The sequence below is a fragment of the Bacillus sp. HY001 genome (assembly GCF_007558965.1).
Lineage (GTDB): Bacteria > Bacillota > Bacilli > Bacillales > Bacillaceae_G > Bacillus_A > Bacillus_A mobilis.
This window is the reverse complement of sequence record NZ_VLTE01000007.1, coordinates 52,405-77,964: the sequence shown is the minus strand read 5'-3', so window position 1 is coordinate 77,964 and position 25,560 is coordinate 52,405. Positions and strand designations below refer to the sequence as shown.

At 34.4% G+C, this 25,560-nt stretch carries 23 protein-coding genes; 22 read left to right on the top strand and 1 reads right to left on the bottom strand.

The annotated features are described in order from the left end of the window. Positions 1-78 precede the first annotated feature (78 nt). The 20 genes from FOT98_RS07180 (at position 79) to FOT98_RS07085 (ending at position 22,410) form a co-directional block, all read left to right on the top strand. Positions 79-1,002 carry a CobW family GTP-binding protein gene (locus tag FOT98_RS07180; RefSeq protein WP_063261853.1) on the top strand — a complete coding sequence of 308 codons (924 nt, stop codon included), beginning with the start codon at positions 79-81 and terminating at the stop codon, positions 1,000-1,002. A 129-nt stretch (positions 1,003-1,131) separates the two neighbouring features. Then, a complete protein-coding gene (locus FOT98_RS07175; protein WP_144290985.1) occupies positions 1,132-1,737 on the top strand; it encodes a TetR/AcrR family transcriptional regulator in 606 nt (201 codons plus the stop codon). A gap of 14 nt (positions 1,738-1,751) precedes the next feature. Further along, the gene (locus tag FOT98_RS07170) at positions 1,752-3,242 is read left to right on the top strand and encodes an o-succinylbenzoate--CoA ligase (protein ID WP_063261801.1); all 1,491 of its coding nucleotides are present in this window, start codon (positions 1,752-1,754) and stop codon (positions 3,240-3,242) included. Positions 3,243-3,246: 4 nt separating this feature from the next. Next, a complete protein-coding gene (locus FOT98_RS07165) occupies positions 3,247-3,663 on the top strand; it encodes a MaoC family dehydratase (protein WP_063261802.1) in 417 nt (138 codons plus the stop codon). Beyond that, positions 3,663-4,658, top strand: coding sequence for a 3-oxoacyl-ACP synthase (locus FOT98_RS07160; RefSeq protein ID WP_063261803.1), 996 nt, complete (start codon positions 3,663-3,665; stop codon positions 4,656-4,658). Before FOT98_RS07165 ends, FOT98_RS07160 begins: the two co-directional genes overlap by 1 nt. A 180-nt stretch (positions 4,659-4,838) precedes the next feature. Further along, positions 4,839-6,056 (top strand): substrate-binding domain-containing protein, encoded by a 1,218-nt coding sequence (locus FOT98_RS07155; RefSeq protein WP_063261804.1) that lies wholly within the window; start codon positions 4,839-4,841, stop codon positions 6,054-6,056. Positions 6,057-6,145: 89 nt separating this feature from the next. Next, on the top strand, positions 6,146-6,919 hold the full coding sequence (locus FOT98_RS07150) for an ABC transporter ATP-binding protein (protein ID WP_046197658.1): 774 nt from the start codon (positions 6,146-6,148) through the stop codon (positions 6,917-6,919). Then, positions 6,897-7,598, top strand: coding sequence for a branched-chain amino acid ABC transporter ATP-binding protein (locus FOT98_RS07145; protein ID WP_063261805.1), 702 nt, complete (start codon positions 6,897-6,899; stop codon positions 7,596-7,598). The genes FOT98_RS07150 and FOT98_RS07145 overlap by 23 nt, the downstream gene beginning before the upstream one ends. Positions 7,599-7,619: 21 nt before the next feature. Beyond that, positions 7,620-8,480: a branched-chain amino acid ABC transporter permease gene (locus FOT98_RS07140; RefSeq protein WP_061676848.1), complete on the top strand. Its 861-nt coding sequence runs from the start codon at positions 7,620-7,622 to the stop codon at positions 8,478-8,480. A gap of 49 nt (positions 8,481-8,529) precedes the next feature. After that, the gene (locus FOT98_RS07135) at positions 8,530-9,483 is read left to right on the top strand and encodes a branched-chain amino acid ABC transporter permease (protein WP_063261855.1); all 954 of its coding nucleotides are present in this window, start codon (positions 8,530-8,532) and stop codon (positions 9,481-9,483) included. Positions 9,484-9,562: 79 nt separating this feature from the next. Continuing rightward, a complete protein-coding gene (locus tag FOT98_RS07130) occupies positions 9,563-10,189 on the top strand; it encodes a hypothetical protein (RefSeq protein ID WP_063261806.1) in 627 nt (208 codons plus the stop codon). Positions 10,190-10,364: 175 nt separating this feature from the next. After that, positions 10,365-10,808 carry a MarR family winged helix-turn-helix transcriptional regulator gene (locus FOT98_RS07125; RefSeq protein WP_001205521.1) on the top strand — a complete coding sequence of 148 codons (444 nt, stop codon included), beginning with the start codon at positions 10,365-10,367 and terminating at the stop codon, positions 10,806-10,808. 120 nt (positions 10,809-10,928) lie between these two features. Continuing rightward, positions 10,929-11,984, top strand: a complete 1,056-nt coding sequence (locus FOT98_RS07120) for an LLM class flavin-dependent oxidoreductase (protein WP_063261807.1) — start codon at positions 10,929-10,931, stop codon at positions 11,982-11,984. 615 nt (positions 11,985-12,599) lie between these two features. Next, positions 12,600-14,003: a cytochrome ubiquinol oxidase subunit I gene (cydA, locus tag FOT98_RS07115; RefSeq protein WP_061676854.1), complete on the top strand. Its 1,404-nt coding sequence runs from the start codon at positions 12,600-12,602 to the stop codon at positions 14,001-14,003. After that, entirely contained in the window at positions 13,990-15,006 is a 1,017-nt protein-coding gene (cydB, locus tag FOT98_RS07110) for a cytochrome d ubiquinol oxidase subunit II (protein WP_063261808.1), read from the top strand. Before cydA ends, cydB begins: the two co-directional genes overlap by 14 nt. After that, on the top strand, positions 15,006-16,721 hold the full coding sequence (cydD, locus tag FOT98_RS07105) for a thiol reductant ABC exporter subunit CydD (RefSeq protein ID WP_061676856.1): 1,716 nt from the start codon (positions 15,006-15,008) through the stop codon (positions 16,719-16,721). Before cydB ends, cydD begins: the two co-directional genes overlap by 1 nt. Before the next feature lie 2 nt (positions 16,722-16,723). Then, positions 16,724-18,448 carry a thiol reductant ABC exporter subunit CydC gene (gene cydC / locus FOT98_RS07100; protein ID WP_063261809.1) on the top strand — a complete coding sequence of 575 codons (1,725 nt, stop codon included), beginning with the start codon at positions 16,724-16,726 and terminating at the stop codon, positions 18,446-18,448. 436 nt (positions 18,449-18,884) lie between these two features. Further along, positions 18,885-21,446 (top strand): glycosyltransferase, encoded by a 2,562-nt coding sequence (locus FOT98_RS07095; RefSeq protein WP_063261810.1) that lies wholly within the window; start codon positions 18,885-18,887, stop codon positions 21,444-21,446. Positions 21,447-21,652: 206 nt separating this feature from the next. Beyond that, positions 21,653-21,874 carry a hypothetical protein gene (locus FOT98_RS07090; protein ID WP_000461288.1) on the top strand — a complete coding sequence of 74 codons (222 nt, stop codon included), beginning with the start codon at positions 21,653-21,655 and terminating at the stop codon, positions 21,872-21,874. Between the two features lie 89 nt (positions 21,875-21,963). Further along, positions 21,964-22,410: a DUF6376 family protein gene (locus FOT98_RS07085; protein WP_061676859.1), complete on the top strand. Its 447-nt coding sequence runs from the start codon at positions 21,964-21,966 to the stop codon at positions 22,408-22,410. 88 nt (positions 22,411-22,498) lie between these two features. Here FOT98_RS07085 and FOT98_RS07080 read toward each other — a convergent pair whose 3' ends face one another. Beyond that, the gene (locus FOT98_RS07080; protein WP_063261811.1) at positions 22,499-23,500 is read right to left on the bottom strand and encodes a S66 family peptidase; all 1,002 of its coding nucleotides are present in this window, start codon (positions 23,498-23,500) and stop codon (positions 22,499-22,501) included. Positions 23,501-23,688: 188 nt separating this feature from the next. On the opposite strand from FOT98_RS07080, the gene FOT98_RS07075 reads away from it, so the two are divergent. Both FOT98_RS07075 and FOT98_RS07070 read left to right on the top strand, forming a co-directional pair. After that, positions 23,689-24,642, top strand: a complete 954-nt coding sequence (locus FOT98_RS07075; protein WP_063261812.1) for a D-alanyl-D-alanine carboxypeptidase family protein — start codon at positions 23,689-23,691, stop codon at positions 24,640-24,642. Between the two features lie 245 nt (positions 24,643-24,887). Beyond that, positions 24,888-25,490 carry a nitroreductase family protein gene (locus FOT98_RS07070; RefSeq protein WP_186292095.1) on the top strand — a complete coding sequence of 201 codons (603 nt, stop codon included), beginning with the start codon at positions 24,888-24,890 and terminating at the stop codon, positions 25,488-25,490. Positions 25,491-25,560: the final 70 nt, after the last annotated feature.

Below are 25,560 nucleotides of genomic sequence, written 5' to 3'. Positions count from 1 at the left end.
TTTAATAAAATGATAAATATAAATCGTAATTATTACGCTTTGAATACGTTTGAAGTAAAGAAATGGATGGTCGATCAAATGAATAAAGTAGAAATTCATATATTAGGTGGCTTTTTAGGTAGTGGAAAATCAACATTATTACAAAATTTATTGTTAGCTGAGAAAAAGAAGAATAGAAAAGTTGCAGTATTAATGAATGAAATTGGTGAATACTCGGTAGATACCGATATTATTGGAAAAGAGAATGTTTTAAGAGAGCTTCTGAAAGGATGTATTTGTTGTACGCTAAAAGAAGAGCTTGAAATACAATTGCATTCGTTATATCAGCAAGAAAGACCAGATGTCATTTATATAGAAACGACAGGTGTTGCGCATCCAATTGAAGTGTTAGATGCATGTGTATCACCAATTTTAGCACCTTTCTTAGACGTGAAATCAATTGTAGTCGTTTTAGATGCAGTAAGATGGCTAAATCGAAGTGTATTAAGTGCAAACGTTCAGCAATTATTGCATGAGCAACTGAAGTTTGGTAGCCACATTTTAATTAATAAATCAGACTTACTAACAGATGCGGATAAGAACAAAGTAATTGAAGAAGTGAAAGCGATAAATAATCATGCGAAATTGTTTGAAACAAAATATTGTAATATATCTTTAGAAGACATAGAAGAGGCTGAATTTACGAATGACGGGGAACATGAGACACTACATGTCAAACAGCATTTACATATACAAACGATGACGTATCAGTTTACGAAATCGATTGATCAAGACAAATTATATGAATGGCTTTCGAATTTACCAGATAGTATTTATCGTGTAAAAGGATTTGTGAAATTCCATGGAGATAAATACCCGCACCTATTCCAGTATTCGTTCGGGGTACCGACTTTACTGGAACAAGACTTCGGTTTTCCGACGAACTTGGTAGTAATAGGGGAAGGGCTAGATAAGAAAGAATTGGCTGAAGGGTTAGAGAAAGTAGAAAATAATTCTAATTAAGATTAAAGGTCTAACTTATTTTTAAGTTAGGCCTTTTTGTGTGTAGAAAAACACTTGCAGATTTTGTCTAACAATAATAATTGTAAAATTCAGAAATTTATTTATAATCAAACCTAAGAGGTGATTCAGGTGTCAGAAAAAATAATAATGGATGTAAAAAACTTAACAACAAAAGGATTAGAAACGAGAGAGAAATTATTGTGTGCTGCAGAAGAGGTGTTTGGTAATAAAGGATATTACGAGGCTTCTATCGTGAATATTACACAAGAAGCAAAGGTAGCGCACGGAACTTTCTATAATTACTTTCCATCTAAAAAAGATATATTTGATGAATTGATTCGCAGATTGAACCGTGAGTTACGCTTAATTATTAAAGAAGAAATGAAGGGAATATCAAGTTATGAAAAGGCACAAAGAAGAGGTTTTCAGGCTTTTTTTCGGTGGGTGAAGGATCGACCTAATCTATATAACATTGTACAACAGGCAGTAGTTGTTGATGATAACTTATATAGATGGTACTATGCAAAGCTCGCCAATGGGTTTTTAAAAAGTTTATCGGCTGGTATGGAAGCGGGAGAGTTTAAACAACTTGATAAAGAAACAATTGCGTATTGTCTTATGTCAATTGGGCAATTTCTAGGAATGCGATGGGGTTATTGGGAAGAGAAAGATGTTCCAGAAGATGTATTTGAAGCAGCGATGTCATTAATATTTGAAGGATTGAGACAGAGATAAAGGAGTGGGGAAATATGCAAGGCATTGCTTATTGGATTGAAAAACGGTCCTATTTACATCCAGATCGCATTGCCATTATTACAGAAGAGGAGGAAATGACATATAAACAGTTACATGAGTATGTAAGTAAAGTAGCAGCATATTTAATTTACGAGGTAAATGTGCAAAAAGGAGAAAGGATAGCTATTTTATCACAGAACAGCTTGGAATATATTGTACTTTTGTTTGCTATAGCAAAAGTAGAATGTATTGCTGTTCCATTGAATATACGCTTAACAGAAAATGAACTTATATTTCAGTTAAAAGATAGTGGAACTACAGTTTTATTTGTAGAGGAAACATTTCAAAATATGGCACTGTCAATGCATAAGGTATCGTACGTACAAAGAGTTATTTCGATTAAAACTTTAAAAGAAATAGAAGATAGAAAAAGTGATAACTTTGAAGAGATAAATGAAAGCGCATCCTTTATTATATGTTATACATCAGGTACAACAGGAAAACCGAAAGGAGCCGTACTTACACAAAAAAATATGTTTTGGAATGCGCTTAACAATACATTTGCGATTGACTTAACTATGCACGACCGCTCTATTGTATTATTACCTTTATTTCATATTGGTGGAATTGGTTTATTCGCATTTCCAACTTTATTTGCAGGTGGCGTAATCATTATTCCAAGAAAATTCGAACCAACCACAGCTCTTTCCATGATAGAAAAACATAAAGTGACTGTAGTGATGGGAGTGCCTACAATTCATCAAGCATTAATTAATTGCCCAAAGTTTGAAACTACAAATTTCCAATCAGTTCGCTGGTTTTATAATGGTGGTGCTCCATGTCCAGAAGAGCTGATGAGAGAATTTATAGATAGAGGATTTTTATTTGGTCAAGGCTTTGGCATGACTGAAACATCACCAACCGTATTTATGCTTTCAGAAGAAGATGCAAGACATAAAGTAGGTTCAATTGGAAAACCTGTTCTGTTTTGTGATTATGTACTTATGGATGAAAACAAAAATAAGGTTGAAATCGGTGAAGTTGGAGAGTTACTTATAAGAGGGCCGAATGTAATGAAAGAGTATTGGAATCGACCAGATGCAACAAAAGAAACAATTCAAGATGGATGGTTATATACGGGAGATTTAGCTAAAGTTGATGAAGATGGTTTTGTATACATTGTCGGTAGAAAAAAAGAAATGATAATTTCCGGTGGTGAAAATATTTATCCACTTGAAGTAGAGCAGGTCATTAATAAGATTTCTGAGGTATATGAGGTAGCGGTCGTTGGTAGGCAACATGTAAAGTGGGGAGAGATTCCAATCGCCTTTATTGTGAAAAAGAGTAGCAGTGAATTAACTGAAAAGGAAGTTATTGAACATTGTTGTTTATTTCTAGCAAAATATAAAATTCCAAAAGAAATTGTATTTCTAGAGGAATTGCCCAAAAATGCAACTGGTAAAATTCAAAAAGTACAGTTAGCAAATCAATTGAAAAGCAGGTGAAGAGGTGACGATGTATAGCACTGGTCAACAAGCATCATGTAGTAAAACAATAACAGAAACAGATTTTGTATTATTTGCAGGTTTGAGTGGGGATTTTAATCCAATTCATATTGATCATGAGTATGCGAAACAAACTAGATTTAATCAAAGAATAGCACATGGTTTACTAACTTCTAGTCTATTATCACAATTGCTTGGGATTCATTTACCTGGAAAAGGATCCGTTTATATGGAACAAACTATTAAATTTACAGCACCAGTTTTTATAGGAGATACAATTACAGCTACGGCTACAGTGCAAGAATTTATGAAAGAAAAGAGAGTTTTGAAATTGATAACTGAATGTCATAATCAAAAAGGAGATTTAGTATTGACAGGTGTAGCGACTATGATGGTGCCAAAAGAAGGGGGAGTGGTCTAATGAATATTGGGGTTGAAACGACTGGTGTTTTCTTCCCAAAAGGCGTAGAGACGGCTGCAGATCTATCTAAGAAAACAGGTATCCCTGAGAAAATTATTATAGAAAAGTTTGGTTTATATGAAAAACATGTCGCAGATGAAATGATGCATGCATCAGATTTAGCTATTGCTGCTGCAAAGCCAATATTATTACAAGTAGATCCTCAATCTATTGATGTGATCATTTATTTTGGCAGTCCACATAAAGATTACCACGTATGGTCAAGTGCCCCAAAAATTCAGCATGAACTTGGATTGAAAAATGCTTATGCTTTTGAAATTATGAATGTTAGTTCTTGCTTTCCTATTGCTCTCAAAGTCGCAAAAGATATGCTTTACTCCGATAACTCAATTGAAAATATATTATTAGTAGGTGGATGTAAAGAATCTCAAATTGTAGATTATGATAATCCACGCTCACGTTTTATGTTTAATTTCGCTGATGGTGGAAGCGCAGCCTTAGTGAAAAAAGATGCTAGCAATGGTGAAATATTAGGAAGTGCGATTATAACAGATGGTTCATTTCATGAAGATGTACGTATTCCAGCAGGTGGATCAAAGCAGGTTGCGAGCTATGATACAGTTGAGAATCGACAACATTATATTGATGTAATAGATCCTAATAGTATGAAAGAACGTCTAGACCGGGTTTCAATCCCTAATTTTGACAAGGTTATTAGGGGGGCTTTAAGAAAAAGTGGATTTACTCCTAAAGATATTAAAGTATTGTTACCACTGCATACAAAACGTTCTATGTTAATAGAATTGATACAGGGACTAGGGCTAGATGAAGAACAAGTTGTATATTTAGATCATTATGGACATATGTCAGCGCTTGATCCTTGCATTGGTCTTCACTTTGCAAATGAACAGGGAAAATTACAGCCTGGAGATATTGCAGTAGTAGTAAGTGCCGGGACTGGGTATACGTGGGCTGCGACTGTAATTAGGTGGTGAAAAATACTAGATGAGTATATGATAAATGGAGGTATTTGGAAAGAGGCGGCGAATGTAAAGGTACTTCATTAAATTTTTTAACACATTTGTTTGTATGATTCAAAGAAAAAGTCATAATTACGGATGGGTAACTTTGGCGTGTTTGACTCTATCAGAAAGTAAAGTATGGGGAGGATCACAATGTCGATGAAAAAACGTAAATGGCTAAGAATGATGGCTACTGGTTGTGTTTTAGGTTCGTTATTAATAACGGCAGCTTGTTCAGGAAAGACAACAAGTACAGAGGATGAAAAGACGATTAAGGTAGGGGTTCTTGCATCATTAACAGGTCCATTAGAATCGTATGGAAAACAAACAATGAACGGATTTGAATTAGGCTTAGACTATGCAACGGGTGGAACTGGGAAAGTGGAAGGGAAGAAGATTAAGTTTGTTGTAGAAGATACGGAAACGAAAGCAGATGTAGCGGTGAAGAAAGCTACGAAATTATTAGAAGAAGAGAAAGTTGATTTTTTAGTCGGATCGTCTAGTTCGAGTGATACATTAGCGGTTTTACCATTAGCTGAAGAATATGAAAAAATAATGGTTGTAGAACCGGCGGTGGCTGATAGTATTACCGGTAAGAACTGGAATAAATATATTTTTAGAACAGGAAGAAATTCATCTCAAGATGCAGTCGCTGGTGCTGCAGCAATTGCTAAAAAAGATGTGAAAATAGCAACGTTAGCACAAGATAATGCTTACGGCCGTGAAGGAATTGCGGCATTTAAAGCTGGAGCGAAGAAGTTAGGTGCAAATATTGTAAACGAGCAATATGCTGATACGAATTCGACTGACTTCACTGCAAATATTCAAAATATCATTAGCTCAAAACCGGATTATTTATTTATCGTTTGGGCTGGGGCAAATTCACCTTGGAAACAGTTAAAAGATATGAATGTGGAAGCGCAAGGTATTAAAATTTCTACCGGTGCACCAGATATACCGGCATTAAAAACGATGGATGCGTTAGTAGGAATGCAAGGTTTTTCTGTTTATTATCATACGCTCCCGAAAAATAAGGTGAATGATTGGTTAGTAGAAGAACATAAAAAACGATTTAATGGTGCGGTTCCAGATTTATTTACAGCAGGGGGAATGTCAGCGGCAATTTCAATTGTAGAAGCTTTAAAGAAAACAAAAGGTGATACAGATGTAGATACATTGATTAAGAAAATGGAAGGAATGGAATTTGATACACCGAAAGGAAAGATGAAGTTTAGAGAAAAGGATCACCAAGCGATGCAGACACTGTATTCCATTACATTGAAAAAGCAAGATGGTGTTGATTATCCGGTGCCAGTATTAGAGCGAGAATTAACGATGAAAGAGACAGAACCACCAGTTCAAAACAAATAGACTGAATTTTCTGTTGTTTTTGTATAAAGAGGGAATACCCTCTTTATACGTATTTCTTTCACACTGAAAGCTTTAAAAGGAGGGATTTCGTGACACACTTGCTTGAAACGAAAAATCTTAGCGTATCTTTTGGTGAACATCATGTTATTAAGGATGTGAATTTAACAGTACAGAAAGGAAAGCTCATTTCCATTATTGGACCAAACGGTGCAGGAAAGACAACGTTATTTAATTTACTTAGTGGACAAATTTCTCCAACAAAGGGTGAAGTATATTTTAAAGGACAAGAGATTACAAAATTATCAATTTCGGATCGAACTCGATTAGGAATTGGTCGTTCTTTTCAACTTACAAATATATTCCCGGAGTTAACGGTACTTGAAAATGTTCGTTTAAGTGTTCAATCATTTGTTCAAGATTACTATAGTTTTTTTCCGAGTTCGGCAAAATTTAAACAACAAGTGGGAGAGGCGAGACGGTTCTTAAAAACGGTATTACTTCAGGAGAAAGAACATGTATTAGCGAAAGATTTAGCGCATGGAGAAAAACGAAAGTTAGAGCTTGCGATGTTATTAGCTTTAAAAACGGATGTGTTACTACTTGATGAGCCGACGGCAGGTATATCAGTCGAGGAGGTACCGGCAATTTTACAAGTGATTGAAAATATTAAGAAACATCCAGAGAGTACAATTGTACTGATTGAACACAAAATGGATATGGTACTAGGTTTGTCAGACCATCTTATCGTTTTATTCCATGGAGAGTTATTAGCTGAAGGTTTGCCCGAAGAAATTATGAAAGATGAGCGTGTACAAAGTGCTTATTTAGGGGGATTATATAGTGGCACTATTACAAGTGAATAATATAGAGACGTATTTAGATCAGTTTCATATTTTACAAGGGGTATCTCTTGCTGTTGAGAAAGGAACGATTACTGTACTGTTTGGAAGAAATGGGGCAGGGAAGACTACGACATTACGTTCGGTTATGGGTTTTCACCATATCGCACATGGTGAAATTTATTATGATAGTACACAAGTAAATGGATTATCTACACATTTAATCTCAAGGAAAGGAATAGGGTATGTACCAGAAAATCAAGGTATTTTTTATGACCTGACAGTAGAAGAAACATTCGCTCTTGCTAGGGGGAAGGGAGAAGAAGCGGAAGAGAAAATTGAGTGGATGCTTGAATTATTTCCAGATTTAAAGCAGTTTTGGCACAAAAAAAGTGGGCTCTTAAGCGGAGGACAAAAGCAAATGCTAGCAATTTCAAGAGCATTTATAAATAGTGATGGTTTATTACTTATTGATGAGCCGAGTAAAGGCTTGTCCCCCATTATGATAGAAAAATTAATGATAGCCATTTTGAAAATGAAGGAGAAAACAACAGTTTTACTCGTTGAACAAAATTTTATGATGGCTAGTCAAATTGGTGATTATTTTTATATTATGGATAACGGAAAAATTGTTCATAACGGTTTTATGCATGAACTAAAAGAGGATAAGGAAATGTGTCATAAATATTTAGGAATCTCTTAACATGAATCCGGGGTGAGAAGGATGGATGTGTTAATCAATTTATTTGTAAATGGGATTTCAACAGGGATGCTCATTTTTTTATTAGCATCAGGTCTTTCACTTATTTTCGGTTTAATGAGCGTTCTAAACTTCGCACATGGTGGTTTATTTGCGTGGGGAGCATTTACAGGTGTTTGGCTATTTAATATGACAGGTAGTTATGTATTAGCGTTAATTGGAGCAATTGCTATGGGGATGTTTCTTGGATTCATTTTAGAAAGATTCCTTATTAGACCGGTATATGGAAATCATGTTCGCCAACTTCTTGTGACGCTTGGAGGAATGCTGGTACTTAGTGAATGTATTAAAGTATTTTGGGGGCCCAATCCAATTGGGGCTAAATTACCGTTATGGTTACAAGGTAGTTATACATTTGAAGGAGTTATATTAATTAAATATCGTCTATTTGTTATTTTAATTGGGATCATCATTTACATTGCCTTACTTTTATTGCTCAAAAAAACAAAAATAGGTCTTATGATACGTGCAGGCGTAATGGATAAAGAGATGGTTCAAGCGCTCGGTATTAACGTAAAAGCGATATTTTCTTTCGTCTTTTTATTAGGAGCAGGGATGGCAGCGTTGGGAGGCTTCTTATTAGCACCGTATTCAGGAGTTATTTTCGCCGAGATGGGTATGCAGTATGCGATTTTAGCTTTCATAGTAGTAATCATTGGAGGATTAGGAAGCGTACAAGGTTCGGCAATCGCTTCTTTAATTGTCGGATTAGCTGGTGCTTTTACAGCATATTTTATACCGGATTTATCGCTTGCAATCAATATGTTAATGTTACTATTTTTCTTAATAGTGAAGCCAAACGGACTTGTTGGTGAAAAGGGGTGAAATGGTGAACAGCACTTCAAATCGAATTAAAGTATACTTCGGTGTATGTATGCTCATTTGTTTAAGTGTATTTCCATTCGTAAATGATTCACGGAGTTTGTTAATTTTGTTCACTCAAATCTTCATCTTTGCTATTTTTGCAATGAGTTTTGATGTATTGCTTGGATATACCGGAATTGTATCGTTCGGTCACTGTATGTTCTTTGGAATAGGAGCATATGGGGTAGCGCTTTTATTTGATCGGCAAGGAGTATCCATAACGAACTTTTTAATAGGGATAGTAGCTGCAGTTATCATTTCAGCAATTGTTAGCTATATAATCGGCTTGCTTTCATTGCGGCTGAAAAGTCATTTTTATGCAATGTTAACACTTGCTATTTCACAGTTGTTTTTCGTACTTGCTGAAAAATGGCGCGGGCTTACTCACGGAGGGGATGGTTTTACATTTGGTGTACCAGATTTATTCCGTGATCGTTTTACGTTTTATTATGTAACACTTATATGTTTAATTGTCATTTTTATTCTGTTACGTCTTTTCACAAAATCTTCTATTGGAAAAGTATTAAAGGCGATTTCACAAAATGAGCAACGTGTTGAAGCGCTAGGGTATAAAGTTCTTCATTATAAAATTATTGCTAGTATTGTGGCAGGAGTAGTAGCTGCAATTAGTGGTGGTTTATTTGTTATCACACTACGCTTTGTAAATACGACGGTATTTTCAATTGAAATGACATTAAATGCATTATTGATGACGATGATTGGAGGCGTTGGAACGTTAATAGGAGCAATTGCGGGAGCAGGAATTATTGAATCACTGAAATATTATTTATCAGAACTGGCTACAGCGTATCCAATTTTTGAACGATGGACAATTATTCTTGGCTTATTGTACATTATCGTCTTGCTAGTTTTCCCGAAAGGATTAGTTGGAACGGTAAAGAGTTTGAAGAGTATGAAACGGAATAAGAAGGAGAAAAGTGCAGAAGTGGAGCAAAATCTGTGAAAAATCAATTGTACAGAATATGAAAATCCCTCTTTTAGATTCGTAAAGGAGGGATTTTTTCGAATAGGAGAGGATGATATTGAAATGGAGATGGATGTTATCAAGTATAGTCGTATCGGTTTCGGCAGTTTTTATAGTAGGATGCCAAGAAAAAAATAATACAAATGTTCAAGCGACAAAAGACATATCTGAATATAAGGTGCTGTCAAATAATTGGGCAGATTATCGCGTATATGCTGATACGAATGAATTAGAGCATTCGTCACCTATTATTGTACGTGGAGAATTTACGGGGAAACGAAGGGTTAAAGAGTGGAAAGATAGTGAGACTAAAGAAGTTATACAAAAAGCATCAGAATCAGAAATGAAAATAATTAAAATATATAAAGGGAATATTACAAGTGGGTCTACTATCAAAATTTATGAGCCTGCTCGGTTTGAAAATAACCAGTATTATAGCATGGAAGGATATAATTTAGTTCAAAAAAATAAAGAGTATGTATTGTTTTTAAGAACATCAACTGAAAAGGATACTTATATCATTGTAGGAATGTATCAAGGTAAATATGATATGTCGAATCAAAAAGAAGTGAAAGAAAAAAGAACGATACAAAAATATAAAGAAATTGAGCAAGATGAATATTTTGGAGATGAAACTGAGAGGTTTAATAAATTGAAAAATGAAGTAATGCAAAAATATAATTAAAGTTTTCCAAAATGGAATACATACAGAAAAATTCACTTTAATGGTTTTTATTTATCAAAAAGTATGAGCTCTATCTGATGTATATCAAAGCGGAGAAAATATATAATTTCCTCTTGCTTTTTCATCACTTGCGTAGTAAAGTGATAGTAAGATTCACGATAGGAAGTGATCAAACATGCGTGATAATACGATAGGATCATTAATATGGTTACGTTTAATACGTTTTACGAACCAAAGTAATCAGATGTCAAATGAATTTTTAAAACGTTTTGATTTAACGACAGCTCAATTTGATGTACTTTTGCAAATACGTACGTATCAACCACTAACACAAATGGAGTTAGCTGAAAAGGTAACTGTTACACAAGGTGGTATTTCTCGAATGTTAACTCGTCTTGAAAAAGAAGGATATATTGTACGAAAACAAGATTGGAAAACGAAAACAATTAGCCTTACAGAGCAAGGGGAAGCAGCTTTAGAGAGAGCATTGCCAGAGCAACTTGCATTTCAATCATCGTTTTTTGATGATGTATTAAATGAAGAAGAGCAAAAAATATTATACGAGCTAATGACGAAAGTTCATAAGCATAGTGAGAAAAAAGAATTACCACATGAGTAATTTTTTTTACACCATCAATTGACTAATCAAGTGATGGTGTAGGTAATAGGGAGATACACTTGACTTACCAACCTTTTTAATAGAGAAACTAATTACACTTCATTAAAGGAGAGAGCAACTATGGAAAAATACCGTATGGATACAAGTAAAGGAATAGAGTTTGGATTATATTCGATTGGGGATCATGTTTTAAATCCGCATAACGGAGAGAAAATTAGTGCAGAACAAAGAATTCATGAATTAATTGAAACAGCTAAGTTAGCGGATGAAGCTGGACTTGATGTATTTGCTGTCGGTGAAAGTCATCAAACGCATTTTACAACACAAGCTCATACAGTTATTTTAGGAGCTATTGCACAAGCTACGAAAAATATAAAAATTGCAAGTTCAGCAACGATAATAAGTACATCTGATCCGGTACGAGTATATGAGGATTTTGCTACAATTGATTTAATTTCTAATGGACGTGCAGAAATCGTAGCTGGTCGTGGATCTCGTATTGGGGGATATAGTTTACTCGGTTATGATGTGAATGATTATGAAGAGTTATTTGAAGAGAAAATGGATCTTTTATTAAAAATTAATAAAGAGGAACATGTAACATGGAACGGACAGTTCAGAGCGCCGCTTGCACATGCATCGGTTATTCCAAGAGCTAAAAATAATAACTTACCAATTTGGCGTGCAGTTGGTGGCCCGCCAGCTAGTGCGATTAAAGCAGGACGTGCAGGTGTACCAATGATGATAACAACACTAGGTGGTCCAGCTATTAACTTTAAAGGATCAGTAGATGCCTACCGTGAGGCTGCGGCACAAAGTGGATTTAATCCAGCAAGTTTGCCAGTTGCAACAACGAGTTTATTTTATACAGCAAAAAATTCACAAGATGCATTTAATGAATACTATCCTCATATTAATGCTGGTATGCTAACACTGCGCGGTGGTGGGTATCCGAAGCAACAATTTACAAATGCAGTAGATTACCGTGACGCATTAATGGTTGGGAGCCCGCAACAAATTATTGAAAAAATGCTTTACCAATATGAATTGTTTGGGCAACAACGTTTTATGGCACAAATTGATTTTGGTGGTGTACCACTTAATAAAATTGAGAAAAACATCGAATTAATTGCTACTGAAATTTTACCGGCTGTTAGAAAACATACAGCAAAATAATTTTAAAAAAACCGAGAGTCTAATCGATTCTCGGTTTTTTTATGTATGAATTTAGTTTGAAAAAATGACAAAAAAATGAATTTTTAGTCTAGGGAGAGGGAGGGTATTTTCTATTTTTGAATAACAATATTTTGTGTTTGAATTTTAAAAATACATTTTTCTCTTGACAAAAAACTAACTGATTTACCTGTTGGTTTAGAGGACATTTTTTCGCGGAAAAGTCAAGTGTATGAAGAGAGCAACGATTATTTTATTGATGTGAAAGTAAGTCTTACATTAAAAAAATACATTTTAATAATGAGAAAAATCTAATTCAAAAAAATGACAAATGACATATTTCAGACAAAATGATGTCAATAATACGTCAAAAATCAGCTGAATTTACTATGCAGGTATATTATACAATTCGATTAACGGATAAAACACTACTGAAATAGTGAAAAGGTAAATTTTATGAGAAAGTTCTTTTGTGATTATCTTGAAAACTGAAAATTTATATTTTCTAAAAGTACATAAACAAATTTATCTTTCTACATTTCTAAGATTTGAGTTGTTTTATTCATACAACTCAATTGAAATTACGATATAAAAAATTATGAAGGAAGTGATTGTAGTATGGAAACGCTCGAATTGGCACGAATACAATTCGCATCAACAACGATTTTCCATTACTTTTTTGTTCCGCTGTCTATTGGTTTAGCTTTTATCATTGCGTTAATGCAAACGTTATATGTGGTAAAGGGACAAGAAATTTATAAGAAGATGACGAAGTTTTGGACACAAATATTCCTTGTAAACTTTGCGGTAGGTGTAGTAACTGGTATTCTACAAGAATTCCAGTTTGGTATGAATTGGTCAACCTATTCACGTTTCGTAGGTGATGTGTTTGGTCCGTCACTTGCGATTGAAGGTTTATTAGCATTTTTCATTGAGTCTACATTCCTAGGTTTATGGGTATTCGGTGAGGATAAATTGCCGAAGCGCGTTCACCTTTTATGTATTTGGCTCCTTTCAATTGGAACAATGTTATCAGCATTTTGGATTTTAACTGCAAGTGCATTTATGCAATCGCCAGTAGGGTATGAAATGGCAGCAGATGGACGTGCACAAATGAATGATTTCTTAGCGATTATTCAAAACCCACAATTATGGGTACAATTCCCGCATACAATTACAGCGGCGATTGCAACTGGTGCATTCTTTATTGCAGGTGTGAGTGCATGGAAAATAACGAAAGCTCAAGAAACTGAAGTGTTTAAAAAATCGTTCCGCATTTCTATCATTGTTGGAACACTTACAACTGCGCTAGTATTATTCTTCGGTCATGCGCAAGCACAACAATTAATTAAGACACACCCAATGAAAATGGCAGCAGCTGAAGCGTTATGGAATACGAGTGAGGATCCAGCGCCATTTACAGTATTTGCGAAAATTGATGCAGAGAAGCAAGAAAATTCGTTCGAAATTCAAATCCCTTATATGCTAAGTCTATTATCATTTGATAAATTTAGTGGTCAAGTAGAAGGAATGAATCAAATTCAAAAACAATATGAAGAAAAATATGGGCCTGGAGATTATATACCGCCAGTACACACTATGTTCTGGAGTTTTAGAGCGATGGTAATGAGTGGAACATTTATGCTTCTTCTAGGAGCGTACGGATGGTTCTTATCAAGAAAAGATCGATTAGCTGAAAAAACTTGGTATTTAAAATTAATGGTGTATGCAATTGCACTACCGTTTATCGGTAATACAGTAGGATGGATTATGACTGAAATGGGACGTCAGCCTTGGGTAGTTTTCGGTGTTATGAAAACGGAAGATGCTGTATCTCCAAATGTTACGTTCGGAGAAGTATTATTCTCTTTAGTTTCGTTCACATCACTATATTTAATTATAGGTGGAATTACTGTTTACTTATTCATTCGTGTCATTAAAGGACATGAGAATAAGAAAACGAAACAGGATTCTCAAAGCCATGATCCATTTGATAAGGAGGAAGAGTATGTTATCTCTTAATGAGTTATGGTTTATCATTATTGCAGTTTTATTTGTGGGCTTCTTTGTACTTGAAGGTTTCGATTTCGGTGTAGGTATAGTTTCAAGGTTTTTAGGAGAAAACGATTTAGAGAAAAGAATTTACTTAAATACAATTGGTCCATTTTGGCACGCGAATGAAGTATGGCTTGTTTGTGCAGGTGGAGCTATGTTCGCGGCATTCCCGCACTGGTATGCAACTTTATTTAGCGGGTTTTACATTCCGTTTGTATTTATGCTTCTTGCTTTAATTATTAGGGGTGTTTCCTTTAAATTCCGTGCGAAAATAGATAATCATAAATGGAAAGGTTTTTGGGATTGGGGTATGTTTTTAGGAAGTCTGCTACCGCCTATTCTTTGGGGTGTTGCCATTGCTAACTTTATGGTAGGTATTCCAATTGATGAGACGAAAAATGCTGTAGGTGGATTCTTACAACTACTTCATCCATTTGCATTACTTGGAGGAGTTATGTTCCTTCTACTATGTATTGTTCACGGATTGCAATTCCTTACTATACGTACAACTGGTAAGTTAAGAGAACGTGCACGTATTGCTGCATTGAAAATTGCACCGCTTGCGATTATAGCACTTCTTATTTTTGCCGGTGTAGGGTTATGGAAAACAGATATATTCACTGGTCATGGTACAGAGTGGGTTATGGTTCCGATTGGAGCTTTTGTAGCATTATGTGCGTCAACATTATTAAATAAAAGAAGAAGAGATGGTTGGGCTTTCGTTATGACGAGTTTAACAATCATTTTACTAAGTGCGAGTGTGTTTGCCGGCATGTTCCCACGTGTCTTAATTAGCTCGTTAGGGTCAATATACGATTTAACAATTTATAATGCAGCATCAGGTGATTATGCACTAAAATTGATGACGTATTTTTCAATTGCTATATTGCCATTTGTTATGGGAAGTCAAATATGGAGTTTCTATGTGTTTAGACAACCTGTTAAGTCAGATAAAGATTTGGAGTACTAATGAAAAGAAAAAGAGGACTTCCGTCGTATCCTGGTAGCCGAGTTTTATATGTAGTGTTAACCATCATTAGCATTTTAGAAGCTATAAGTATTATTGCGCAAACAGTGTTTTTAGCGCGGGCTATTACGTTTTTATTTCAAGGAGAAACAGTGCAATCTGTGTTAAATGAAACTGTTTATTTTGGAATCACGTTTGCAGTACGTCACACGTTAGTGCGAATATCGCAAATATTAGTGGAACGTTTCGCTGAAAAAACAGGATCGCTACTGCGAAAACAATTAATAGAGGCGTATTTCACATTAGGTCCACGATATGTTCAAACTGCTGGAACAGGTCATCTGGTTACCTTATCGATTGAAGGTATTGAGAAATTTAAAACATATATTGAATTAACAATTCCTAAAATGATTAGAAGTAGTATCGTACCTGGACTAATTGTACTATATGTTTTTACGCTAGATATTGAGTCTGGAATCATTTTAGTTGTAACGATTCCTATCGTAATTACATTTATGATCCTACTAGGATTAGCGGCGCAGAAAATGGCGGATAGCCAATATGAAACATACCGTGTACTTTCTAATCATTTTGTAGATACGTTAAAAGGGTTAGAAACATTAAAGTATTTAGGTAAAAGTAAACAGCACGAAGGAAAGATTGAAAAAGTAAGTAAAAGGTATAGAAAAGCAACGATGCGTACTTTGCGAGTTGCTTTTCTTTCTTCTTTTGCATTAGATTTCTTTACGAGTTTATCCATCGCATTTGTGGCGGTCGGATTAGGGATACGTTTAATAGATGGGACAATTGTACTATTGCCAGCCCTTACGATTTTAATTTTAGCTCCAGAATATTTCTTGCCGATTAAACAAGTTGGAGCGAATTATCATGCTACGTTAGATGGACAACTTGCAATGGAGCAAATAGAAGAGATTTTACAGCAACAAAAAGAAATAGAAAAGAAAGAATCAAATGTAGATTTAATATGGAATTCCTCTAGTAGTTTGAAATTACAAGATGTAAAAGTAAAGAGCAATGAATCTGAAAAAGCTATATTAGAGGGAATTGATTTTACTTGGAAAGGCACCGGTGCTATAGGTGTAATTGGTGAAAGTGGAGCAGGAAAATCAACATTAATCGACGTATTAGCAGGATTTTTAACTCCTTCAGGTGGAAAGATGATTGTAAATGGTGTGGAAATTGACGGGACTACTCGTGAAGAGTGGCAAAAGAATATTGCTTATATTCCGCAGCAACCTTATATTTTCCCGCTTTCATTAAAAGATAACATTTGTTTTTATGAAACAAATACAACTGATGAAGAAGTGGAAAGAGTTATTAATGAAGTTGGTCTTCATTCACTCGTAACATCGCTTCCGAACGGGATGTGCGAAAGAATTGGAGAAGGTGGACGTATGCTTAGTGGCGGGCAAGAGCAACGTGTTGCTATGGCGCGTGCACTTTTAAGCAAAAAGCCAATTATTTTATTAGACGAGCCTACAGCACATCTTGATATTGAAACTGAATTTGAAATAAAACAAGCGATGTTACGTCTGTTTGAAGGGAAGTTAGTATTTCTTGCAACACATCGTCTTCATTGGATGAAACAGATGGATCATATTCTTATTTTAAATAAAGGGGAAATGATAGAAAGTGGAACATATGAAGAGCTTTTAAAGAATGAGGCATTACGTTTTCACAGGAAAGAGAGGGGATAGAGATGAGTAACTGGATTAAACCTTATATACAGCAAAATAAAGGTAGAATGACTTTAACTATATTCCTTGGTCTTCTTGGAGTTAGTTCAGGTGCGATGTTACTTTTCATTTCAGGTTATTTAATCTCTAAATCTGCTCTTAGACCAGAGAATGTAATGGCTGTATATGTTCCTATAGTTGCAACACGTGCGTTTAGTATAGGACAAGCGGTATTTCATTATTTAGAGCGTTTAGTTGGACATGATGTCGTACTGCGCATATTAGAAAAAATGAGAACGAAACTATATAGAATAGTAGAGCCGCAGGCGTTATTTTTCCGTTCGCGATTTCAAACGGGCGATATGTTAGGTGTATTATCCGAAGATATAGAGCATTTGCAAAACCTATATTTACGTACCATATTTCCTAGTATATTAGCATTAGTTGTATATAGCATATTCGTACTTGTTATCGGAGCATTTGACGTAGTGTTTGCACTTATTGCAGCATGTATGCTAGCGATTATCGTCTTTCTGCTTCCATTTGTATCATTACTTTTAATGAAGCAACATCATGTTACTTTAAAACAAGGAAGAAGCCGTTTGTATCAACAATTAACAGACGCTGTTTTTGGATTATCTGACTGGCAAGCAAGTGGCAGAAAAGATGAATTCATTGATAAGTATGTAGAGCAAAATAATCAGTTGTTAAAAACGGAAAAAAGAATGAAACGCTGGAATCATATTAGGGACAGTATCATTCAAGTAGTAGTGGGGATTGTAGTTATTTCAATGATCATATGGACTGGAAATGAGGCGGCAAGTGAACAGATTGCACCTACCGTTATTGCGGCTTTCGTCTTAATGACGTTATCAGTTACAAACGCGCTTATTCCTCTCTCAGATGCTATCGATCGAATTCCATCATATGTAGAATCTGCTCATCGTCTAAATCAAATAGAAGATAATGCTGTTTTACAGGAAGAAGAGGAATTACGCGGGGATAAAGGTTATGTTGCATCAAAACATATAGACATTGAATTAAATCATGTATCGTATAGTTACCCAGATAGTAATGAATTTGTACTGAAAGAAGTATCACTGCAAATAAAGGCAGGAAAGAAAATCGCCATTTTAGGAAGAAGTGGAACAGGAAAATCTACTTTGTTAAAATTATTAACAGGTGCGCTAAGCCCGTTACATGGTGAAGTTTTATTGAATAGTGAACATGCTCATACGAATCTTTTATCGAAGTATATTTCTGTATTGAATCAGAAGCCGCATTTATTCGATACGACAATTGGAAATAATGTGCGAATCGGTAAACCAGAGGCTACGGATGAAGAAATATGGACAGCTTTAGAGAAAGCGCAATTAGCTTCGCATATAGCTTCTCTTCCGGACGGATTGCAAACAAAAATGCATGAAATGGGAAAAAGGTTTTCTGGCGGGGAAAGACAACGGGTTGCTTTTGCTAGAACGATCATGCAAGAGGCTCCAATTATTGTCCTTGATGAACCTACGATCGGTTTAGATCCAAAGACAGAATTATCTTTAATAGAAACAATGTTTTCTGCAACGGAAGAAAAGACAGTAATTTGGATTACGCACCATCTTGTAGGAATTGAACATGTAGATGAAGTTATATTCCTTGATCGTGGTCAAATTGTGATGCAAGGTAGTCATGAACAACTTCTGAAAGAAAACGAGAAGTATCGTATGCTTTATGAGTTAGATAAAGGAATATAGTTTGAATAAGTAATAATTGTAAAATAGCTACGCCTAATGGTGCAGCTATTTTTTTGTTAAGAAATATATTTTCTTTTTAAGGTATAGATTTATCCCGCTATTTGCAGGGAGTAAGACTCCAATCTTAAAATCCGGCTGATGTGAGGAAGTTAGGCGGAAGAGTAACTGTACGTAAAAATCCGATTGGTGAGGGGGATAATTAGAAGGGGGAGAAGCGCCCTCTAATTAAGGTTTCGTTTTATTTGCCTTAAGATAGAAATCAAATGAATCAAAAGCAGCTAATCAAATACTTATATCATTGAATATGTATATTTACGAGTGAAAAGTAGGATATTTTGTTATGGGCTTGCATAAAAGTATAAAGGTTTCATACGGTTTAAGTAATGTGATAGTATGTCGCGTATATAAATAATATGCAAAAAGGTGGAGGGAAAAGATGGGGAATCGTTTTGAAAAAAGTGAAGAGGCGATAGAGCGAATTCCGTTAGTAAGTGTATTAATTCCTACTTATAATCGTCCTGGCTACTTTGAAAAAGCATTATGTAGTGTATTACAACAGACATATTCTAATATAGAAATTATTATTGGAGATGATAGCACGAATGACGAAACAGAAAATGTGTTACAAAAATACTTATGTGATCATTCAAATATTATTTATATAAAAAACAGGTCAACTCTCGGACAATTTGAAAATGCGCTAATGTTATTTAATGAAGCAAACGGTGAGTATATAAATTTTTTAATGGATGATGATATATTTCATGTGAATAAAATTGAAAAAATGATGAAGTATTTTTTCAATGATCGAGATAATGAAATCAAACTTGTAACATCTCATCGTCAAGTAATTAATGATAAAGGGAAAGAACTACGACATATTTATTCAACTGTCCGTTTATTTGAAGAGGATACGATTATAGAGGGAACAGAATTAGGAAATAGAGTAATTGTGGATCAAAAAAATTATATTGGAGAACCGACAACAGTTTTATTTCGTAAAAATGATTTACAAGAACCGTATGGGATTTTTGATAAGAGAAGATATTTATGTAATGTAGATATAGCTTCATGGTTATCTTTATTAAGTAAAGGAAAAGCAGTATATATTGCAGAGACACTTAGTTACTTCCGATTACATTCAGGTCAACAGTTGAATGAATCTAATAAACTTATGGATGGAGTAGAGGATTTTTCACATAGTATTATAGTTGGAGAAAAGTATGGTTTTTTATCTACTGAAAAAGAGTTATATAAAGCAATAACTAATTTCCTAGACTATGCAAAAAAAATAGTTCCATCATCAATATTATATACGTTAGACTACTACCGACATATTAAGCGAAAGGAGATAAATATAGAAAAGAAAAAACAGTATCGGAATAACTACTCTCATTTACCGAAAGTCAGTATACTTATTCCTGCCTATAATAAACCTCATTACTTGGAATTAGCTCTCAAAAGTGCTTTGAATCAAACATATGAAAATATTGAAATAATAATTTCTGACGATAGTACAAACGGTGAAGTTAAAGCGATGATCCAACCATATTTAAGTCAATATGAATGCATTACATATGTTAAAAATAAACCTGGATTAGAAGCAGAGAACTTTAATAAGTGTATAGAACTTGCGAATGGAGATTATATAAACTTTTTATTAGAGGATGACTTATTTCATCCTGAAAAGATTAAAAGAATGATGAACTATTTTTTTAGTCTAGAAAACATTTCGTTTGTGACGTCATATCGTGAATTAATTGATGGGAATGGAAAAGTATTATCACCATCAACATTGAATATGAAAATCGCCAAAGAAACTACACTTTTTGAAGGGAAAGAATTAGGGGATTATATGTTAAAAAATTTTAAAAATGTAGTTGGTGAGCCTACAACAGTTCTGTTTAATCGGAAATTTTTTGGAGGGGATTTTGGGTGTTTTAAGGGGAAGGGTTACTCTGCTATTCATGACATTGCAACATGGCTAGATATGATGAGGAAAGGGAAAGTAGTTTATATAGAGGAACCCCTTAGTTATGTTAGACAACATAGTGGGGAAAATCAAAAACAAATGCAATGTACAGTAAAGACAATTGAAGAATGGATTGAATTAATACTAGATGCATATAATAGTGGGTTTTTAAATTGTGAGCAAGATTATAAAGAATGTTTAACTCATTGTTTGGAAAATGCGGTGTTAATAATTAAGGATGTGGTAAAAAATAGTCAATTAAATCAAATTGATAATGAAAAGATAGAGAAGGAACTAAATAAGTTAGTTAATCGTATATTTGAGAAAGAAGTCTGCTATTGTCAATTTTGCAATCAACAATTTGAAAAATTTTCTCCTTGGCCAGAACATTACGATTTTCCAAAATATAAATTCGAGATGTGGAATAAAGATACGGGAATTTGTCCGGTATGTGATTCGATGGACCGTGAAAGGTTATATCGTGTATATATTGAAATGGAAACGGATTTATTAAGTGGAAATGATACTATGCTTCATATTGCACCAGAAGCAAAGTTAAGAAGTTGGTTTGCTCAGCATAAAAATATTACATATGTATGTGGAGATATTGAACCAAAGGATCCATTAATGCAGGAAATTGATGTTACTAGAATTCCATATGAAAATGATACATTTGATGTGGTTTTATGTGGTCATGTATTACAGTACGTTCAAGATGATGAAAAAGCGATGAGAGAGTTATATAGAGTATTAAAAACAAATGGATGGGGAATTATTCAAGCTCCAATCGTAATGAATGTAGATATTATTATAGAGAATGAATTAATTTTAACGCCAAAATTGAGAAAAATAGCTTTTGGTCATGAAGAACACGTAAGAATTTATAATCAATCAGGATTTATACAACGATTAATGAATGTAGGATTTAAGGTTGAATTGTATAACATAGCTGAAAAACAAGGAATGAGAAGTGCGAGGGGATTTGGTTTATCTGAAACTGATGTACTCTATATTGTTCGGAAATGAAGGATTGAGGAGAATTGAAATAATTTGCATAATAGATATTATGGACAGTTAAATCAAAGTTTTGAAGAAGCATTAAACCTTAAAAAAAGAATTAATGCTTCTTATTTTAATTATGGAGCGATATGCAACTTATTTTTTGGTTTTAAATTTAGCTGACAAAGGCAATACTGAGCCATAGTGAATGTAAAGTTGGAGGGCGAGTGTATATGTTTGAAGAGGATGGAATTGTTTTAATTATGGAGCCTGCTGATGAAAGAAACTTGAGGAGATTTATTTTTTCAGTGCCAAAGTCAGTGTATGAAAAGAAGGGGCTTACATTACACTATGGAGCAGCTATAGGACAAGGATATATGGATATAATTGAAGATATTATTAGTGTACATATAGAAATAGATGTTGTAACCATAATAGGGCATGTGAGCGGTTAAATAGCTATTTGAAAAAGGTTGTAGGTGATTTAGCTAGAAGTTATGATAAAGAAGATTGCAGACAAGGATAATGACGAAGGGAGTCTAAAATGAAAATCAAATCAATTTTATTAGTATGTATAGTTTCAATTGGTTTAATGGGATGTTCACTAGTAGAGCAAGGAAAGAACTCCATAGATTATGCTCAAAAAGCGACAGACTATGTAAATGAAATAAGTGCATTTGCAAGTGATGCGCCAGCATTAGCTGAAAAGGCCGTTAATGATAGCGAAGCTCGAAAAGAATTAGAAACGAAGCTTAATGAAATTAAACAAGATATACCCGCATTCAATGAATTAACGCCACCGGATGTAGCGAAGGATCTTCATCAGCAAATCGTCGGATATAACGAAAAGTTAAATACATTAATTGATACGGCGATGACAAAGATAGAAGAAGGCAAAGTGGATGTAGAGCAATTTAAAAACTCTGAGCTTATGCAGACGATAGATCAAGTTCGTGAATTGAAAGACAAGGTTCAAAATTTAGGACAATAATAAAAAAGGATCCGTGATGAACGGATCCTTTTTTATGTTTTCTAATGGAAAAGTTTATAATATTTTCTTCCTATAATATAGGCGTCCTTTATATCTTCCATTTTTCTAAAATATGTATAGTTTTATTGGTTGCATCCATGTTCACTTGAAGACCTATCGGCATAGTGATCATCGGATGGGTATGACAACAATCAAAGTCAGCAAGTAAAGGAATGCTTTGGTTTTGCAGTACTTCTAATAATATTTCGTACGGTTTGCGATGTGTACCACAATCATCAAATTGCTCATGTTTTCCAAGAAGTATACCTGAAACTTTATCAAATACACCGTTAATTTTAAGGAATGAAAAGCTTCTTTCAATAGTAGCTGCATTTTTTGAGCTATCCTCAATAAATAAAATATCGCCTTCTTGAATGCTTGGCATATAAGGGCTACCCCAAATGCCTTCTATTGTATTTAAGTTCCCACCAATAATACGTCCAGTAGCTTGTCCATTTGTTACAGAAATCCAATTATTATGTCTACGTTCTTTTTCTTCCGTCTTCATTTCCCAATTAATAAATTCATCTGACCAAAATAAAGGCTGTTTTATGTTGTAAGGAAGTACTTGATCATGTAGTAATGTTTCTGCAAAATAGTTGTATGTATAATCTACAAAAGGCTCAAATTCTCCAAAGGAGGGGACAAGTGCCGGACCATAAAATGTAGGGATTCCTGTTTTGGCATAAATCCCTAGCAATAAAGCTGTTGCATCTGAATAGCCAATCATTATTTTAGGGTTATTTTGAAAAGCATCATAATCAATATAAGGTAATAAGGAATTAGAATTCATGCCGCCAATTGTTGACATAATACAAGATACATTAGGATTTCTTATTAAAGCATTGAGTTCCTCGGCACGCTCTTGTATACTGCCAGAACGATAATAATCATATCGACCTGTTAGTGAACCTTCTAATATGTGAAATCCTTTCTGTTGTAAGTAGGATTTCGCTCGTTCAAATCTTTTTGGAGAAGTATAGGTTGCTGGTGAAGAGGGCGAATAAATGCCAATTGTGTCACCGTATTTTAATGTTTTTGGAAGTAGCATCGTAAGAATCCTTTCTATTAAATAGTTAAATTACGATAATTTAACATTGAATATTCTTATATTTCGGTATTTTAATTGTAACATAAATGTATGAGATGAATAAATATGCTTTTTGCCTTGACGATATAAAGTAATTATTGTTATGGTTAAACGTGAGTGTATAAAAGGTTTGCTAAAGGAGTTTTGAAATGAAGCGGTTAAAATGGGGAAGGCTGACGATCCTAGTAGTCATTATTTTAGGGATATGTTGGTTCTTATTCCAAGGAACTCAAAAGAGTGCAACAAATGTAGAAGGACAACCTTTACAGGTGGCGGAATTACCTAAAACAGGATTAACTGAAAAAGTAGTGCCACCAAAGTACATACCACCGGAAGTTGATGCAAAAGCAGCTATGATTATCGATGCGAGTAATGGAGATATTATTTATCAACATAATGAAAATGAAGCTTTTGCGCCAGCAAGTATGTCTAAGATGATGACAGCGTACCTACTATTAGAAAATGTACATAATGGGAAAGTTCGCTGGGAAGATCCGGTAAAAATGAGTGCGAAAGCGGCACAAACAGAGGGTGCGAGAATCCCAGTCCAAGTGAATGACACATTAACTGTTAAAGATTTGTACCATGCATTAATGATTGAATCAGCAAATAATTCGGCTGTAGCTTTAGCAGAACATATGGCAAAAACAGAGAAAGATTTCGTTCAGCTTATGAATGAAAAAGCAAAGCAGTTAAAAATGTCGGAGTATGCTAAATTTGCAAATGCGTCAGGACTACAAGAACCTGATGGAAGTGAGACGAAGATGACAGCTGCTGATGTAGCAAACTTGGCGTATCATCTTATAAAAGATTATCCAGAAATATTAGAAGTGACTCATTTACGTCAAAGTCAGTTAGCATTTAATAATATTAATGTTACAAGTACAAATGATATGTTAAACAAAAATAATAAAGCTTTATATATAGAAGGAATAGACGGATTAAAAACAGGATTTACAGATAGCGCGGGGTATTGTTTTACGGGTACAGCAAAACAAGGTGATACTCGTATTATTACAGTTGTAATGGGAACAAAAGGAAAAACGAAGCGTTTTACAGAGACGAATAAGCTAATGTCATATGCATTTGGCTTAGTTAATTAAGTAAAATATTGAGTTAGATCATTATATAAGAAAGGCAATTTGTTGTTACTTATTATAGGTAACAATAAATTGCCTTTTTATTTTTAGAATTAGGAAATAAAAAGGTAAAAAATGTGAGTGTTATTATTTGAGTTTATTATTGTTTGTTGATAGTATAAAGTTAGAAGCTTATTAATGATAAGTTTTAAGAGGCAGAATATGATGTGTACATATGAAAAAGCCTCAAATGAAAATTGGAGGGAATTATGATGGCAAAAGATTTTTACTCAGCAATTGAAGACAGAAGATCTATTTACGCGATTAGTAAAGAGCAAGTAGTTTCTGATGAGAAAATTCAAGAAGTGATTTATCATGCTGTAAAACATACACCTTCAGCTTTTAACTCTCAGAGCGCTCGCGTTGTCGTCTTGCTTGGAGAACAACATGATAAGTTATGGGATATTACGAAAGAAACGTTACGAAAAATTGTACCTGAAAATAATTTTGCATCTACTGAAGAAAAAATGAATGCATTTAAAAGTGGTTATGGAACGGTTCTATACTTCGAAGATAGTCAAGTAGTGGAAGAACTGCAAGAAAACTTTGCCTTATATAAAGAGAATTTTCCCGTTTGGTCTCAGCAATCCTCAGGAATGTTACAATTTGCAATTTGGACAGCTTTAGAAATTGAAGGATTTGGTGCTACATTGCAGCATTACAATCCATTAATTGATGAAGCAGTGAGAAAAGAATGGGAAGTTCCAGGGAACTGGAAACTTACTGCGCAAATGCCGTTTGGTAAACCGGTGGTAACTGCAGGTGAAAAAGAATACCAACCTTTAGAAAACCGTGTGAAAATTTATAAATAATGTAGGAACGATAAAGTGAAACTTTAATCAGTGGGGGAGTTGTTCATCCACCACTGATTATCAGCCTTCA